Here is a 16,470-nt window from a genome sequence, read left to right on the forward strand (position 1 = left end):
ACGGGGCGGAGGCGGTGAACGCGTGGGATCTCACCGCCGACCAGCGCGCCCAGCTCCTCGATCCGGACCGACATCTCCAGGCCCTGTCGCGCATCGCCGCTGAAGCCCTGCTGGCGGGCGCGTGGGAGACCGCTTACGTCGCCGCGGATCGGCTCTGCCGATTGTCCGTGCGGGCTCGGGCGCGCGGCTTCCTCTTTCGGGCCGAAGCCGTACGGCGGCTCGGCGACGCCGCGCACGCCCGTGCGGACATCGAGAAGGCGCTGGAACTCGACCCGACCGACACGCTCGTCAATCTCCACGCGCTCCGGTTCGCGGAGGGGGAAGCCCGCCTCGACGCGGCGCAGGCCCTGGTCGAAGATCCGAGAACGCCCGTCGATGCCCTGCGGATCGCCGTCGCGGTCCTCCAGGATCAGCAGGCCGGCATCGTCGGGCGGATCGAGGCGGACGACGCAGGCTTGCGGGGCTGGGTCACCTGGCCGGCCGGACAGCGGCTGGAGGGCACGATCCTCGGCGCGGGATCGCCGGAGCACCGCGTCGTCGCGGCCGAGCCCGGGCACCCACTCGCCGGGGAGCGCTACCACGCCGCGGCCTTCGCGTGTCCCCGGCCGGGCCTCGGCGCGGTCGAGATCCGGTTGTCCTGCGATGGCGCGTCACCGGCCACCCGCCGGCAGACGTTCCCGCCGCGATGTCCCCCCGGAGCCGATCCGCCGCAGCCGCGATCACCCCACGCGGACGACGCCTGCGTGCTCACGGTGATCGTGCCGGTGTTCGAGGATGCCGAGGCGACACGGATCTGCCTGGACAGCCTGGAAGCTCAGATTCTGCCGGGGCGGCGCTGGCGGATCATCGTCATCAACGACGCGAGTCCGAATGCCGCGCTGGTCGCGGATGTGGCGCGACGCGCGGCGGAGGGACGGCTGACCCTGATCAGCAACGGTTCCAACCGGGGGTTTGCCGCTTCGGTGAACCTTGCCGCGAGCCAGACCCGGGCCGGCGATCTCCTGCTCCTGAACGCCGACACGATCCTGCCCGACGAAGCGCTCCAACGCCTCGTCGCGCTCGCGGCCGCGACGCCGAACCTTGGGACGATCACGCCGATCTCGAACAACGGCGTGATCACGAGCTTCCCCAATCGACACGCGGCCAACGACCTTCCCTCGGTCCAGGAGCTGGCGGATTGGGACCGGGCCGCGCGACTGGCCGCCCCGGAACCGGTCGCGCTTCCGAACGGGATCGGGTTCTGCCTGCTGGTCACGCGGGCGTGTTGGACCGCGGTCGGCGGGATGCCGCTCTCCTACGGACGGGGCTACTACGAGGATGTCGATCTCTGCCTGAAGGCGCGCCAGCTCGGGTTCCAGAATCTCTGCGCGACGAACTTGGTCGTGGGGCACGCCGGATCCCTGTCGTTCGGCGCCGGGAAACGCAGGCTCGTGGTCCGCAACGCCGCTAGCCTCGACCTGCGCTACCCGGACTATCGCGCCGAGATCGAGGCGTTCCGCCTGGCGGATCCTCTCCGCGTCGCCTACGCGGCGGTCGAGCGTCGGATCGCCCCTCCCCCCTACGACGTCGTGATCGTCAATCCCCTGCCGACGGTCGGTCCCGCGCTGGCGTCCTGGCTCGCGCATTGGCGCGCGGCCGGCCTGCGCTGCCTCTGGGTGGAGCTGGATGGGCAGGCCTGCGATCTCCGGGTCCGGCTCCGCGGCAGCGCCGGCGGCCTGCCGCAATCCTTGGGCTTCGCCCTCGGGGTGGCGCGGGAGCGGCGCGCCCTGGTCGCCTACCTCAAGGCCGTGCATCTCGACCGCGTCGTCGTGGTCGCGCCGGAACGCTGCCCCCGGGTCCTGAGCGCGCTCTGCGACAGGCTCGGCGTGCCCGTCGACCTCCTCGTCGCCGGGGCGCGGGATCTCCTGCCCCCCGCCCCGGTCCCGCCGGCGCAGGCTCCGGCGGAATCGGCACCGCCGGAGGCCGAACTGAACGGCCCCCGCGACCTCGCGCGGCTCTGGAGGCGCGCCGACCGCCTACTGTGCGGCGACGGCATGACCCTGGCGCGCGCGCGGGCGGCGCTGCCGGCGCCGATGCGCCGGAAGCTCGTGCCGCCGGCCGCCGCGGCGGGAGCCCGCCCGGATGCCGGAGTCGACCGGACCGTCGCGGCGAGCCCGGATCGGCCCGCGTCCCGTCGCCTGCGCCTCGGGATCCTGAGCCCCCTGCCGAGCGCGGCGGTGAGCCGTCTCACGCTGGCGATCGAGGCCCGCTCCCGTCAGGTCGGCGCCGCGGTGCAACTCTTGGTCATCGGCGGGACGCTGCACGATCTCGGCCTGATGGCGGGGAGCGCGACCTTCGTCACCGGGCCCATCGCCGCCGACGAGATCGCCGAAAGCGCGACGCGATTCCGGTGCGCGGCGCTGCTGCTGCCCTATCGGGACGCGCTGTTCGCGTGCCTGGAGCAGGCCGCCTGCGGGCGCCGCGCCTATTTCGACTGGTCGGACGGCGCCTACGGGCGGGAACCCGGCGACCTTGTCCTCGATCCGGCGATTTGCGACACTGACGCGGCCGCGCAGATCGTGCGCTGGCTCACAGCCCCGTCGAATCCATCGTCTTGACCGCTCCGAGCGCTCCTCCGGCCATCGCGCATGCGGCGCACCCTTACGTCGCGCAGGTCGAACGGAGCGGGCCGGCCGCGATCACCGGGTTCGTCTACGATCCGGCGGACCCCTCGGCCCACCCCGTCGTCGAGCTGACGATCGACGGCCTGCCCGTCGCACTCGCGCGGGCGGAGATCTATCGGCCGGACCTGGAGCGGGCCGGCATCGGCGACGGCCGCTACGGCTTCAGCTTCGTGCTCGCCCCGGAGGCCGTTTCGGGGGGCGGCCTGGTCCAGGTCGGGCTGGCCAATCTCGCCATCGCGCTCGCCCCGCCGATCCCCCTGGATCGCCCGGCCGTCACCCGCGGTTCCCCCGGCGGCGAAGCGGGATCGGTCGAATGGCGCGGCGGTCTCCACGTGAGCGGCTGGCTCGCCCCGGGCCGCGATCCGGCGCGCCTGCGCGCCCGGGTCTGGATCGACGGCGAGTTGATCGTGGAGGCACGGCCCGACCGCTGGCATCCGCGCGGCCGCGGCGGCGAGCCGCCGGCCCCCGCCTTCGTGCTGCACCTGCCCGACCGGTTCGCGACCGGCCTGACCCGGCAGGTGATCGTGACCGACGGGGCCGGCACGCCCCTGAGCGGCAGCCCCCTGACCCTGGTGGCCTTTCCCGACCCGCTGGAGGAGCTGGCCGCCCGGGCCTACGGGCCGGACGCCGGGACGACAGCGGCCCGCGCCCGTCTGTTCGACACGCTGCTGCCCCGTACGCTCCCGTTCGACCAGCTGAGACCCTGGCTGCGGCGGTATCCGCCGGCCGCGCCCGCCCTGCGCGCGGGCCGATCGGCCGTCGCGATCGTGGGGGATGGGCCGGCCGACGTCGCCCGCACGCGCGACAGCCTCGGCGACAGGCCCGACCCGTCCTGGCCCGTGGCGGTCCTGCCCTCCCCGGATCGCATCGGCTTCGACCCGGCCGATCTCCTCGCCTTCCTCGACGGCGCAGCCGCCGGCTCCGACAGCCTGCTGATCGTGCCGGCGGGCATCATCCTGGAGCCGGGCGCCCCCGGACGCCTCGCCGGGGTCCTGGAGGCGGATCCGGACGCGCGTCTCGTGTACGGGGATCTCGCCGTCGGTCCGCCCGACCGGTCGACCATCCTGGCCTTCCCGAGCTTCGATTACGAGCGCTGGCTCGAACAGGGCTACGGCGCGCTCGTCTTCGCCCTGCGCCCGCCTTGTGCCGCGGAGGCGGCGCGGGCCGGAGCCGACAGCCTCTACCGCCTCGCCAACGCCCAGTTCGACGATCTCCCCCGGGCCCGCGCGGCGGTCGTGCATCTGCCGGGCGTCGCCGGGATCCTGCCGGACCTCGACCTGCCGGCGGCGACGCGGGCGCTGGCCGCCGCCACGCTCCGTCATCTCGAGGCGCGGGCGATGCCGGGGGAGGTGCAGCCGGGCCGCGGCGCGATCCTGCCCGCCGTGCGGGTCACGCGCCGGCCGGCCGAGGCGGAGGTCAGCGTCATCATCCCGACGCGCGATCGCGCCGCGTGCCTGGCGCGCTGCCTCGCGTCGATCCGGCCGGCCCTCGATCGGGCGCGGGCCGAGCTCGTCGTCGTGGGCACGGGCTCCTCGGATCCGGCCATGGCGGCGCTGCTCGACGGGGTCCGGGCGGCGGGCGGTCGCGTCCTGGCCGAGCTGGGACCGTTCACGCAGGCGCGCCTGATCAATCGGGCCGTGAAATCCGCCCGCGGCGCCCTCGTGTGTCTGCTCGACGATGACGTCGAGGCGCGCGGCGACGGGTGGCTCCCGGAGCTGCTGAGCCGCCTCGGCGAGCCCACGACCGTGGCCGCCGGAGCGGTGCTGCGCTGGCCGAGCGGCCTCGTCCGGAGCGGCGGCATCGTCCTGGGGCCGCAAGTCGCGGCGAGCCCCGCCATGACCGATCGGATGGCCGACGACGCGGGCTACGCCGATCTGCTCCGGGTCGCATCCGAACCCAGCGCCGTCACCGCGGCCTGCCTGCTCGTGCGCCGGACGGCCTATCGAGCCGCCGGCGGCCTCGACGAGCGCCACTTCCCGATCCACTTCGGCGCCGTCGACCTCTGTCTCAGGCTCGGCGCGCGGGGCGGCCGCGTGATCCTCACACCGCATCTCGACCTGGTGCATCACGGGGTCTGCGATGACGATCGGGGCCTGTCGGCCGGCGCGCGCGCCCGCCGCGCGCGTGAACTGACCGCCCTGCGCGCGCGCTGGGGCGCGACCCTGCTCGCCGATCCGGCCTACAATCCGCTCCTGGCGCTGTCCGAGCCGCCCTACACGGCGCTGGCCTGCCCGCCGCGGGCCCAGGATCCGCGCCGGCGCAGCCTCGGGGCGCCGGCCGCGATGCCGTCGGGACTGTGAGAATTGGCTCGCCGCCGCGTGCGATGGTAAGCGTAGTCGGCGATCAAAAAACAACCTGATGTCACTCTTGTCGGGGGGAATAGCTGTTGTTCGGCGAAGCTCAATCCGCGCACCTGAAGCGCGTCCTGAACACGGGCAGTGGTCCCTTCAATCCGTTGAAGCTGCATCCCGCCTTTCGCACCGGCGGCTGGCACGAGGTGCGCCTCGACATCGACGCGCGCCTCAACCCCGATCTGGTCGGCTCGGTTTTCGACATGCGCGCCCTGGTGCCCGACGCGTCGTTCGACGCGATCTGGTCGTCCCACAACGTCGAGCACCTGCACACGCACGAGGTGCTGCCGGCGTTTCGCGAACTCCGCCGCGTCCTGAAACCGGACGGGTTCGCGCTGATCACCTGTCCCGACCTGCAGGCGATCGCCTCGCTTGTCCTCGAGGGCAAGGCGGAGGCCACGATCTACACGGCGCCGGCGGGGCCCATCTCCACGCTCGACATGCTCTACGGACATTCCCAGTCGATCGCGTCCGGCGGCGTCTACATGGCGCACAACACGGGTTTTACCGCGGACCGGATGGCGCGCGTCTGCCTCGACGCCGGCTTCGCGGAGGTGCGCACGACCAAGGGCGGGTTCTTCGATCTCTGGGCGCTCGCCCTGATGCCGGAGGCGCGCAGCGAGCGGCTGGAGGCGATCTTCGCCGGGACGGAACAGCGCGCCCTGACCCAGTGACCGCCGTCAGCGCGGGGCGCGTCGCACCGCGTTCGGGCCTCGAACCTGGGTAGCACCGGACCTCATGAACATCCTGTTCGTTCACACGAACTTCCCGGCGCAATTCCGGTACCTCGCCGAGGTCCTGGCGGCCGACCCCGCACACCGGGTCGCCGCGATCGGATCCCAGACCGCCGGCCAGCTGCGCGGGGTCAGGCTGGAACGGTACCACTTCCACGACGTCGGGCACGCGGCCGTGCATTCCTTCGCGCGCCGGTTCGATTCCGAGGCGCGCCGGGCCGAGCAGGTGCTGTACACGCTCATCGCGCTCGAGAATTCTGGGTTCATCCCCGACGTGATCGTGGCCCATAGCGGCTGGGGCGAGACGCTGCCGCTGCGCGCCAAGTTCCCGCGCGCGCGCCTCATCGTGTACTGCGAGTACTTCTATCGCGAGCACGGCCAGGACGTGCATTTCGACCCGGAATTCCCGCAATTCGGGGTCGACGGGATGACCTACCTGCGCGCCAAGAACGCCAGCCAGCTGCTGGCCCTCGCGGAATGCGATCTGGGATTGTCGCCGACCCTGTGGCAGCGCTCGACCTATCCGGACGCGTTCCAGGGCAAGATCGCGGTGGCGCACGAGGGCGTCGACACCGAGGCCGTCCGCCCGGACGACCGGGCCGTGTTCCATCTGCCCTCGGGGTTCGCGCTCACGGCGCAGACCGAGGTCCTGACCTTCGTGGCGCGCAACCTCGAACCGCTGCGCGGCTACCACGTGTTCATGCGCGCCCTCCCGGAGATCCTGCACGCCCGCCCGCAGGCGCAGGTCGTCATCGTGGGCGGCGACGGGGTCTCGTACGGCCCGTCCTCGCCGGACGGCCGGACCTGGAAGGACGTGTTCTGGGGCGAGGTCGCGCCCCGGCTCGACCCGCGCCGGGTGCACTTCGTCGGCGCCCTCGCCTACGGGCACTACCTGCAACTCCTCCAGGTCTCGCGCGCCCACGTCTATCTCACCTACCCGTTCGTGTTGTCCTGGTCGCTGATCGAGGCGTTGAGCGCCGGGTGCCTCATCGTCGGCTCGGACACGGCCCCGGTGCGGGAGGTGATCACCCATGGCCAGAACGGGCTGCTCGTGCCGTTCTTCGACGCGCGCAGCCTCGCCGCCGCCGCCATCGCGGCGCTCGGCGACCCCCGACGCTTCGCCGGGCTCAGGCAGCGCGCGCGGGAGACGGCGACCGCCGGCTTCGAACGCCGCCGCGCCGCCGCCGGGCAACTGGCCCTCCTCCAGTCGGCGCTGCGCTGACCCGACCCGCCAGCCGCACCGGAGGGCGTCGCGCGAAAACCCGCCGCGGCCGGGGCGGCGGAACGCCGTAGCGGCTAACGCACCAGCAACAGGCGCCGCGTAACCTTTTGATTCGTGCGGCGTTCTCCGCTGCATGGACGGAGGTTTCGACGTGGCTGAGGCATCCTGCGACCCGAAGGACGTGGCGCTCGCCGCCCTCACCAACCTGATCCGGCTCATGGGGGCCGAACTGGTGGCCGGACGCCATCGCGACGACATCGCCGTATTCGAGCGGGCCGTGCGCGCCAAGGTCGGCGCGGTCGAGATCGCCGATTGCCCGACGGAGACCGTGCGGGCCGGCCTCGCCCTCGCATCCGCCCAGGTCGAACAGGCCCTCGAGCGGATCCGCCGGCAGGCCCAATCCACCTGCACCCCCGCCCTTCCGCGCGGCACCCCTGGCAAGACGGCCGGCAGCCCGTTCCTGCACTGAGCCTGTCGGACCGCGCGCGATGCAGCGGAGGCGAGGGTGTCGGTGCCTTGTGCGCGGTCAAGGGACAGGCCTGGATACGCGGCGCCCTGTTCTCGCGATTTTACAGGGCCTCCGGTACAGCGGGCCGGCTTTCACGGCCGGATGGCACGGGTCCAGCCCGCGCTCAGTGGCCGCCCGTCGCGCAGAAGCCCCCAGGCCGAACAGGCGGCGGGGGACCGGCCTCGCAGCCGGCCCCGCCGACCTCATGCGAACATGTCGGGCTGGGTCTCGGCGATGTGATTGTACAACGTCTGGAAGTGCAGCCAGCCGATATAGTCGCTGCCGACGTGCTCGCGGCTGTAGCGGGCCGTCTTCTCCGAGAGGAGCTGCGGCTTGATCCCGCTGGCCTCGACCAGGAGTTGCTGCTGGCAGACGCGCTCCAGGGCGATGAACCAGAAGGCCGCATCGTCGATGCTGTGGTGGCTGCAGGTCAGCAGGCCGTGGTTCTGGTGCAGCACGCCGCGGTTGCGGCCGATCTGCTGGGCGACCGAGAGGCCGCTCTCCTTCTCCACGGCCACGGCACCGGCCGAGGCGCCGATCACGGCGTGGCTGTTGTAGAAGGCCGCCGCGTCCTGGCTGATCATGTCGAGGGGTCGGCCGGTGGCGCACCACGCGGTGCCGTAGGTGGTGTGCGCGTGGCACATCGCCATCACCTCGGGGTGCTCGTCATGCACGGCGGCGTGCAGGACGAAGCCCGCCCGGTTGATCGCGTGGCGTCCCTCGACGACCCGGCCCCTGTGGTCGGCCAGGATCAGGTTCGACATCCGCACCTGTGAGAAGTGCACGCACATCGGGTTGGTCCAGTACAGCTCCGGACGCTCGGGATCGCGGATCGTGAGGTGTCCGGCGAAGCCGTAGTCGAAGCCGTGCATCGCGAAGGCCCGGCAGGCGGCCACGAGGTGCTTCTTGCGGTAGTCGCGCGCCTCGGCATGGCTGGCGAAGTCCGGCATCTCCGGGAAGATCAGGCCGGCCTGCTCGGGCTGGTAGATCGAGGTCCGCTTGCGGCCGGCATCGTCGTCGGGCAGGTCGAGGGTGGTCGCCGCGTCGTGGGAATGATCGTCGAGCATGGCATATCCTTTCAGTCGCAGTGGGGGGCGGGGTATCAGCGGTTGACGAGGCGCTTGGGCACCGTCAGCGCCAGGAGGCTGCCCAGGGCGAGGCAGGCGGCGAGGGTGTAGACGCCGAGGCTCGTGGACTTGGTGGTGTCGACGATCCAGCCGATCAGGTAGGGGCTCACGAACCCCGCGAGGTTGCCGACCGAGTTGATCACCGCGATGCCGGTGGCGGCCGCCGCCCCCGCCAGGATGGCGGTGGGCAGGCACCAGAACTGGGCCAGGGTCACCAGCACGCCGATGGTCGCCACGGTGAGCGCCGCCTCGGCGACGATCAGGTCGGTGCTGAACCGGATGCTGACCAGCCAGCCCGCCACCCCGACGAGGCCCGGCACCGTGATGTGCCAGCGCCGTTCCCGGGCCGCGTCGGACAGGCGCCCGACCGTGATCATCGCCACCGCGGCGGCGCCGTAGGGCAGCATGGTCAGGAGGCCGATCCGCAGCGGATCGGAGACGCCCGCGCCCTTGATCAGGGTCGGCAGCCAGAAGCCGACGCCGTACAGCCCCATGATGAAGAAGAAATAGATCCCGCAGAGCAGCCAGACCCAGCCGCTGGTGAAGCCGTCGCGGAAGCGGTGGGCGGTCACGGCGGCGCCGTCGGCCGCGATGGTGCGGGCGAGCAGCGCCTTCTCGTCGGGCTTGAGCCACTTCGCCTTGTCGATGCCGTCGTCGAGATAGGCGAGGACGCAGAAACCCAGTACCAAGGAGGGCAGCGCCTCGATCAGAAACAGCCACTGCCAGCCCGCGAGGCCGCCCGTGCCGGCGAACGCATTCATGATCCACCCGGACAGTGGGCCGCCCACGAGTCCGGCGATCGGGATGCCGGTCATGAACAGCGCGATGATGCCCCCGCGCCGCTCGGACGGGTACCAGTAGGTCAGGTAGAGGATCACCCCCGGAAACAGTCCGGCTTCCGCGAGGCCGAGGAGGAAGCGCAGCACGTAGAACCAGGTCGGCGACGTCACGAACATCATGGCGGCCGAGATGACGGCCCAGCTGAGCATGACCCGGGCGATCCAGATCCGGGCGCCGACCTTATGCAGGATCATGTTGCTCGGCACCTCGAACAGGAAGTAGCCGAGGAAGAAGATGCCGGCGCCGAGGCCGTAGATCGTCTCGCTGAACTGGAGGTCGCCCAGCATCTGCAGCTTGGCGAAGCCGACATTGACGCGGTCCAGATAGGCCGCGACGTAGCAGGCGAATAGGAACGGCACGAGGCGCCACGTGACCTTGCGGTAGACCCGCGTCGTTTCGTCGAGACTGGGCTCGACGAGGGTCATGACCCCCTGTGCCATCGCGTCGTCTCCCTAGACTTTATCGTTCCGCGACCGTCTCTGCGGTGCGAGCGGCACTATCCTGCACGGTCGGGGCGTTGACAAACGACGATTTTTCACGCGTTTCATGAATTCAATTCATGGATTGCCCATGCGCCGGATCCCGAGCTTCCCCGCCCTGCGGGCCTTCGAGGCCGCTGCGCGCCTCGGCAGCTTCGCCCGGGCGAGCGGGGAGCTGCACCTCACGCCGTCTGCGGTGAGCCACCAGATCCGGGCCCTGGAGCGCTGGTTCGGGCGCGCGCTGTTCCGGCGGGCGAACCGCCAGGCGACGCTCACCGCCGACGGCCAGCGGCTGCTCGCGGGGCTGACCGGTGCCTTCGACGCGATCGAGACGATCTGCGCCGACCTGAGCCCCCCGCCGCCCTCGTCGCTCGCCGTGCACTGCACGCCGAGCTTCGCGGCCAAGTGGCTCGGGCCCCGGCTTCCCGCCTTCGTGGAGACGCATCCCGGCATCGCGATCCATCTCTCCACCAGCGCCGATCCGGTGGATCTCGGCCGGCACGGGGAGATCGACATCCTGATCGCCTATGGCCGGCCGCCGCGCGGGCCGGGCCTGGCCGTCGAATCCCTCGGACCGGAGGAGATCGCTGCCCTGTGTACGCCGGAGCTCGCCCGGACGATCGGGCCGGTCGGGCCCGGGGTGGCCGGGCGCTTCACGCGGCTGGACTCGTCCTTCAGCCCGGTGCGGTGGCCGGACTGGTTCGCCCGCAACGGCCTGCCGGTCCCGGCGGCGGCGGCCGGTGCGGCCTTCGATCGGGGCTCCCTGGTGATCTCGGCCGCGGTTCAGGGACTCGGGGTCGCGCTCGAGACCCTGCGGTTCGCCGAAGGCGAGATCGGCGCGGGCCAGCTCGTGCGCCTGGGCGGCGGCCAGGTCGAGAGCCTGTACCGGGACCTCCACTTCATCTGCTACCGCGAGCGGGACGGGGCGCTGCAGAAGATCCAGGCCTTCCGCCACTGGCTCCTGGCGGTGGAGGAGGCGAGCCGGGCCCGACCGCATCCGCCCGCACGCGACGGGGCCGGGTCACGGTGATCCCAGCCAGAAGGCATCGCCGGCCGCCTCGGCCTGCCGGGTCAGGAAGTCCGAGACCAATCGGACCCGCGGCAGGTCGCGGGTGTCCGCGTGGGCGATCAGCCAGTAGGCGCGGACGATGCGCACCGCCCCCGGCAGGACGGCGACGAGCTCCGGGCAGGTGCGGGCCAGGAAATGCGGCAGGACGGCGAGGCCGGCCCCGCCCCGCACCGCCTCCAGCTGCGTGATCACGTTCGAGATCCGCGCCTGCGGATGGATCGCCGCCGAGACCTGCGGCAGGTAGTTGAGCTCGCTCGTCCAGAGCAGATCGTCGACGTAGCCGATCCAGCGGTGGTGCGGGAGGTCGTCCGCAGACCGGATCGCGCCCGCCGAATCCGCGTAGGCCCGCGCCGCGTAGACGCCGAGCGCGTAGTCCACGAGCTTGCGGGCGTAGAGCCGGCCCGTCTCCGGACGGGTCATGCCGATGGCGAGGTCGGCCTCCCGCTTCAACAGGCTGAAGCTGCGCGGGTTGGCCACCAGCTCGATCTCCAGGGCCGGCTGGGCGGCGCAGAATTCGGCGAGGCGCGGGGCCAGGAAATAGGTCCCGAAGGCCTCGGGGGTGCCGAGCCGGACGGTGCCGCCGACCTGATGCGCATCCACGTCCAGACGCGCGCGCAGGCCGATCGCCACACTCTCCATCCGCTCCGCATCCGCCAGCAGCCGCTCGCCGTCAGCCGTGAGGGCGAAGCCGGACGGGCGTCGGTCGAACAGGCGCGTGCCCAGGGCGCCCTCCAGGGCGGACAGGCGGCGGCTCAGGGTCGAATGGTCGATGCCCATGCGCTGGGCGGCGATCGTCAGCCGCCCGAGCCGGGCGACGGCCAGGAAGGCGCGCAGGTCGTTCCAGTCGAAGTCGGACATCGCGCCCCGCCGGTGCCAGGCATGGGAATTCGCGCACGGCGCCTTTGCAATCCTTCGCATGGGCGTGCGCGAGATCGAATGATAATTCCGATCTCGCAACAAAGTGCAAACGCGGCGGGGACCGGGCCGAAGCCGGACCGATCGCGGATCGTCCAGGGAGAGTGCCACATGGCCTTGTTTTCGAAGCTTCAGCGGCGGGCGCAGGAGGGGCGGCCCGTGCGGGTCGGCCTGATCGGCGCCGGCAAGTTCGGCTCCATGTACCTGTCGCAGGCGCCGCGCACGCCCGGGATCCACCTGATCGCCGTGGCCGATCTGTCGCCGGACCGGGCGCGCCAGGCGCTGCGGCGGGTGGGCTGGGACGAGGCCGGCTTCGCGGCGCGCGGGATGGAGGCGGCGGCGCAGGCCGGCACGACCTTCGTCACCGAGGATGCGGACGCGATGATCGCGAGCCCCTTCGTGGACATCGTCATCGACGCCACCGGCAGCCCGGCCGCCGGCATCCACCACGCCCTGACGGCCTTCGCGCACGGCAAGCACGTCGTGATGGTCAACGTCGAGGCCGACGTGCTCGCCGGCCCGCTGCTGGCCCGCCGGGCCGCGGAGGCCGGGGTGATCTACTCGATGGCCTCGGGCGACCAGCCGGCGCTGATCGCCGAACTCGTCGACTGGGCCCGTACCATCGGGCTTGAGGTGATCTGCGCCGGCAAGGGTACGAAGTACCTGCCGGCCTACCACGCCTCCACGCCCGACACGGTCTGGGGCCATTACGGCTTCAGCGCCGAGCAGGTGGCGGGGGGCGACTTCAACCCGCAGATGTTCAACTCCTTCCTGGACGGCACCAAGTCTGCGCTGGAGATGGCCGCGGTGGCCAATGCCTGCGGCCTGACACCCCCGCGCGACGGGCTCGCCTTCCCGCCCTGCGGTGTCGACGACCTGCCGAGCGTCCTGCGGCCCGTGGCCGACGGCGGCTGCCTCACCGAGCGCGGCACCGTCGAGGTGGTCTCGTCGCTGGAGCGGGACGGGCGGCCGGTGTTCCGGGACCTGCGCTGGGGCGTCTACGCGGTGTTCGAGGCGCCGAGCCCCTACGTGCGCGACTGCTTCGCCCAGTACGGCCTCAAGACCGACGACAGCGGCCGCTTCGCCGCCACCTACAAGCCCTATCACCTGATCGGCCTGGAACTCGGGATCTCGGTGGCCTCCATCGCGGTCCGCGGCGAGGCCACGGGCGCCACAGGGGACTGGCGCGGCGACGTGGCGGCCACCGCCAAGCGGGCCCTGCGGGCGGGGGAGAAGCTCGACGGCGAGGGTGGCTTCACCGTCTACGGCAAGCTGATGCCGACCCGCGATTCCCTGGCGCAGGATGCCCTGCCGATCGGGCTTGCCCACAACATGGTGCTCAGGAACGACGTGCCCGCCGGCCAGGCCGTGCGCTGGAGCGACGTCGCGTTCGACGCCGGCCAGGAGGCGATCCGCGTCCGGCGCGAGATGGAGGGCCTGTTCCGGCAGGAACTGGGCCTCGGCGCGGCCGCCCGGAAGGTCGCCTGAGCCGCGCGTCCGCCCCGCCCCCCTGAATGGGAGCCCGCCCCGCCCATGCGGCGGAGCGGGCCACAGTCCAGCACGACCGCGACAGAGCCCACCCAACGGGCCGATCGGAGGAAACCATGGACCATGCAACCAGCCTCGGCCTGAACGCGCGGGTGGCGGAGACGAACGTCTATCGCAAGATCACGTGGCGGATCATGCCGTTCATCGTCGTCTGCTACCTGTGCGCATATCTCGACCGGGTGAATGTCGGCTTCGCCAAGCTGCAGATGATCTCGGATCTCGGCTTCAGCGACGCCGTCTACGGCTTCGGGGCCGGGGTCTTCTTCATCGGCTACTTCCTGTTCGAAGTCCCGAGCAACCTCGCCCTGCACAGGCTCGGCGCCCGGGTTTGGATCGCCCGGATCATGATCAGCTGGGCGATCATCTCGGCCCTGACGCTGTTCGTGGCGACCCCGCTCCAGTTCTACGTGGCGCGGTTCTTCCTGGGGCTGGCCGAGGCCGGGTTCTCGCCCGGGATCATGCTCTACCTGACCTACTGGTTCCCGGCGAAGAAGCGCGGCTTCGCCCTCGGGTTCTACTACATCGCGATCCCCCTCGCGGGCGTCGTCGGTGGTCCGGTCTCGGGGCTGATCCTTGAGCATTTCAGCGGCTCCACCGTGATGAAGGCCTGGCAGTGGCTGTTCCTGCTGGAGGCGGCGCCCTCCCTGCTGGCCGGCATCGCCGTGCTCTTCCTGATGGTCGACAGGCCCGAGCAGGCCTCCTGGCTGACCGAGGCCGAGAAGGCGGAGGTGAGTGCCGAGCTGCGCCGGGAGGACGGCGAGAAGGTGACGCACGCGTCCTCGGCGGCCTTTCTGCGGGATGCGCGGATCTGGAAGCTCAGCGGCGTCTACTTCATGACCATTATCGGTCTCTACGGGATCAGCTTCTGGCTGCCGTCCATCGTGAAGGAATCCGGCATCACGAACGTCGCGACGATCGGCTGGCTCTCGGCGATCCCCTACCTCGTCGCGATCCCGTCCATCATCCTCACCGGGATCAGTGCCGATCGCACCCGCCGGCGCCGGGCGCATTTCGCCGTGGCCCTGGCGACCGGCGCGGTCGGCTTGGCGCTCGCCGGCTATGTCGGCCAGAGCCCCGCCGCCGCGGTGGCCTGCCTGTGCGTCGGCACCGCCGGCATGCTCTCGGCGCTGTCGCTGTTCTGGGGTGTGCCCTGCGCGTTCCTGGCCGGCACCTCGGCGGCCGCCGGGATCGCGACGATCAACTGCATCGGCAACCTCGCTGGGTTCGTCTCGCCCTACATGGTCGGGGGGCTGAACGTCCTCACCGGCAATCCGGCGATCGGCCTCTACGCGGTGGCTGCCTGCATGCTGGTGGGCGCGGCGTTGATCCGGATCATCCCGGCCTCGCTGAGCGATCGATAGCGGCGCCTTCGCCGATCCGAAGCCGTGGGGTCGGGGCGGGTGTCATGGAGCCGGACTTCTGCGAACGGCCCGGCCTCGCGGGTGTCGCGCTGAATGTCTCCTCCGGCTCCGGGTCCGAATGGCCCGGAATGACCGGGTTGGGTGCCAAGCGGCCGGTCGGAACCGGCCGAGCGCGGTCAGGCCGCTGCCGTGAGGTCGATGCGGCCATACAGGGACCCGTGCCGGAAGCGGTCAGGACGGGTCCCGCAGGCGTCTGCTTCCGATCCGCAGGGTTTGATCGTCCGCGGCGAACGGAAGCGTCGCGCGATCGGAACGCACGACGCTTCCGTCCCCCCTGCGACGGTCGGTCCTGCCGGCCTCCGAGGGGTGTGGAACGCCAGCCGCGGGAGATGCGCATCAGTCGGCCGCCGCCGTGCGCGGGGCCACCTCCCCTCCGGCGATGTGCACGACATCGCCGCTGGCCAGGAACTCCTGCGGGTTGTCGATGAGTTTTTCGGCGGTCGTTATGCCCAAGCGCACCTCGACCTCGTTGCCGAGGTTCCGGCCCAGCGTCACGGGCTTCAAGACGACCCTGTCGTCGTCCGCCACTTCCGCCACCTGCGTGCCGTTGCGGTCAAAGATCAGCGCGGTGGCGGGCACGCGCAGAATGCCGGGGTCGGAGGGCACGTGGAATCGGACCTCGACAAACGCGCCCGGCCAGAGCTTGCCCTCGGGGTTGTCCGCCTGAAGCTCGACCAAGCCCTTCCGGGAATCCTCCGCGATCGCGTTGGACATGGACGTGACCTCCGCGGTGAACGGCGAGTCCTGCCCAGGCACCCTCAGGGCCGCCTGAAGCCCTGGCTTCATCACGGCCAGGAAGGCCTGCGGCACGTTCACGTAGACGCGCACGCGATGGATGTCAGACACCCGATAGAGCGGCCGCCCCGCCGTCCCCCCCGCCGTGAGCAGGTCGCCGATGTCGACATTGCGCGCGGTCACGACGCCGTCGAACGGCGCCTTGATCTCCTTGAACCGCGTCAGCTCCTCCAGGCGCCCGACGTTGGCCTGCTGGGCGACGATGTTTGCCTTGGCCACCGACAGGGCCGCGGCCCGGGAGGCCGCGGTGAAGCGGTCGGTGTCGCCGCGCTCCTCGCTCGACCAACCCTGTGTCACGAGGCGGGCGGTGCGCTTGTTGGTGGCCGCGCTGAGGTCGGCGTTCGCCTGGGCCTGATCGACCGCGGCCTGCAGCTGGACGAGGGTGGCGCGCGCCTCCGCCAACTGCTGGTCGAGGTCGGGCGCCGAGATCTCGGCCAGGATCTCATCCTTGCGCACCCGGGCGCCGATATCCCGATGCCAGGCCGTGACGTAGCCGCTGGCGCGCGCGTAGAGCGAGCCCGTGTAGAAGGCGTTGAGCGACCCGGGCAGAGTCAGGTCCTCGTCCATAGGGCCGCGCCGCGCCTGCACGACCCGGACGGTGGGTACCGCTTGGCGTTCGGTCCAAGCCTCGACGTCCTGCATTCCTTTCGCCCGGTCGCCGATGCCGAGCCAGGCCAGCGCCGCCGCGCCGACTGCCACGCCGGCCAGGAGCAGGCTGACCCTGCGCGCCGACGGCGTGCGGGGCGGCGCGAGGGGAGGTTCGACGCGATCGCGATCGATGTCGTCTCGGGGATGCAT

Annotated in this window: 12 protein-coding genes; 8 read left to right on the forward strand and 4 right to left on the reverse strand. The window is 71.6% G+C overall.

The annotated features are described in order from the left end of the window. The first annotated feature begins 14 nt into the window (after positions 1-14). The 5 genes from AC3IF3_RS28335 (at position 15) to AC3IF3_RS28355 (ending at position 7,439) form a co-directional block, all read left to right on the forward strand. The gene (locus AC3IF3_RS28335) at positions 15-2,597 is read left to right on the forward strand and encodes a glycosyltransferase family 2 protein (RefSeq protein ID WP_489231181.1); all 2,583 of its coding nucleotides are present in this window, start codon (positions 15-17) and stop codon (positions 2,595-2,597) included. Further along, on the forward strand, positions 2,594-4,963 hold the full coding sequence (locus AC3IF3_RS28340; RefSeq protein ID WP_489231182.1) for a glycosyltransferase: 2,370 nt from the start codon (positions 2,594-2,596) through the stop codon (positions 4,961-4,963). Before AC3IF3_RS28335 ends, AC3IF3_RS28340 begins: the two co-directional genes overlap by 4 nt. An 86-nt stretch (positions 4,964-5,049) precedes the next feature. Beyond that, entirely contained in the window at positions 5,050-5,688 is a 639-nt protein-coding gene (locus AC3IF3_RS28345) for a class I SAM-dependent methyltransferase (protein WP_243967254.1), read from the forward strand. A 64-nt stretch (positions 5,689-5,752) separates the two neighbouring features. Then, on the forward strand, positions 5,753-6,970 hold the full coding sequence (locus tag AC3IF3_RS28350) for a glycosyltransferase (protein WP_489231183.1): 1,218 nt from the start codon (positions 5,753-5,755) through the stop codon (positions 6,968-6,970). A gap of 151 nt (positions 6,971-7,121) precedes the next feature. Further along, complete coding sequence (locus AC3IF3_RS28355) at positions 7,122-7,439, forward strand: hypothetical protein (RefSeq protein ID WP_243967251.1); 318 nt, start codon at positions 7,122-7,124, stop codon at positions 7,437-7,439. Positions 7,440-7,681: 242 nt separating this feature from the next. Here the strand turns inward: AC3IF3_RS28355 and AC3IF3_RS28360 are convergent, their stop codons facing one another. Together AC3IF3_RS28360 and AC3IF3_RS28365 are read right to left on the reverse strand one after the other, a co-directional pair. Then, the gene (locus AC3IF3_RS28360) at positions 7,682-8,545 is read right to left on the reverse strand and encodes a class II aldolase/adducin family protein (RefSeq protein ID WP_243967250.1); all 864 of its coding nucleotides are present in this window, start codon (positions 8,543-8,545) and stop codon (positions 7,682-7,684) included. A 35-nt stretch (positions 8,546-8,580) separates the two neighbouring features. Further along, entirely contained in the window at positions 8,581-9,885 is a 1,305-nt protein-coding gene (locus AC3IF3_RS28365; RefSeq protein WP_243967249.1) for an MFS transporter, read from the reverse strand. 130 nt (positions 9,886-10,015) lie between these two features. On the opposite strand from AC3IF3_RS28365, the gene AC3IF3_RS28370 reads away from it, so the two are divergent. After that, complete coding sequence (locus AC3IF3_RS28370; RefSeq protein WP_243967248.1) at positions 10,016-10,954, forward strand: LysR substrate-binding domain-containing protein; 939 nt, start codon at positions 10,016-10,018, stop codon at positions 10,952-10,954. On the opposite strand, the gene AC3IF3_RS28375 is transcribed toward AC3IF3_RS28370, so the two are convergent. Beyond that, on the reverse strand, positions 10,946-11,851 hold the full coding sequence (locus tag AC3IF3_RS28375) for a LysR family transcriptional regulator (RefSeq protein WP_489231184.1): 906 nt from the start codon (positions 11,849-11,851) through the stop codon (positions 10,946-10,948). The genes AC3IF3_RS28370 and AC3IF3_RS28375 overlap by 9 nt on opposite strands. A 168-nt stretch (positions 11,852-12,019) precedes the next feature. On the opposite strand from AC3IF3_RS28375, the gene AC3IF3_RS28380 reads away from it, so the two are divergent. Continuing rightward, positions 12,020-13,396 (forward strand): NAD(P)H-dependent oxidoreductase, encoded by a 1,377-nt coding sequence (locus AC3IF3_RS28380; RefSeq protein WP_489231185.1) that lies wholly within the window; start codon positions 12,020-12,022, stop codon positions 13,394-13,396. 116 nt (positions 13,397-13,512) lie between these two features. Further along, a complete protein-coding gene (locus AC3IF3_RS28385) occupies positions 13,513-14,817 on the forward strand; it encodes an MFS transporter (protein ID WP_243967245.1) in 1,305 nt (434 codons plus the stop codon). A 396-nt stretch (positions 14,818-15,213) separates the two neighbouring features. Here the strand turns inward: AC3IF3_RS28385 and AC3IF3_RS28390 are convergent, their stop codons facing one another. Beyond that, complete coding sequence (locus tag AC3IF3_RS28390; RefSeq protein ID WP_243967243.1) at positions 15,214-16,470, reverse strand: efflux RND transporter periplasmic adaptor subunit; 1,257 nt, start codon at positions 16,468-16,470, stop codon at positions 15,214-15,216.

The sequence above is a fragment of the Methylobacterium sp. J-118 genome (assembly GCF_057836565.1).

Excerpts from the sequence above, each read along its gene's own strand:
- AC3IF3_RS28350 (WP_489231183.1), top strand. The coding sequence starts at position 5,753 with ATGAACATCCTGTTCGTTCACACGAACTTCCCGGCGCAATTCCGGTAC.
- AC3IF3_RS28360 (WP_243967250.1), bottom strand. The coding sequence starts at position 8,545 with ATGCTCGACGATCATTCCCACGACGCGGCGACCACCCTCGACCTGCCC.
- AC3IF3_RS28365 (WP_243967249.1), bottom strand. The coding sequence starts at position 9,885 with ATGGCACAGGGGGTCATGACCCTCGTCGAGCCCAGTCTCGACGAAACG.
- AC3IF3_RS28370 (WP_243967248.1), top strand. The coding sequence starts at position 10,016 with ATGCGCCGGATCCCGAGCTTCCCCGCCCTGCGGGCCTTCGAGGCCGCT.
- AC3IF3_RS28375 (WP_489231184.1), bottom strand. The coding sequence starts at position 11,851 with ATGTCCGACTTCGACTGGAACGACCTGCGCGCCTTCCTGGCCGTCGCC.
- AC3IF3_RS28380 (WP_489231185.1), top strand. The coding sequence starts at position 12,020 with ATGGCCTTGTTTTCGAAGCTTCAGCGGCGGGCGCAGGAGGGGCGGCCC.
- AC3IF3_RS28385 (WP_243967245.1), top strand. The coding sequence starts at position 13,513 with ATGGACCATGCAACCAGCCTCGGCCTGAACGCGCGGGTGGCGGAGACG.
- AC3IF3_RS28390 (WP_243967243.1), bottom strand. The coding sequence starts at position 16,470 with ATGCATCCCCGAGACGACATCGATCGCGATCGCGTCGAACCTCCCCTC.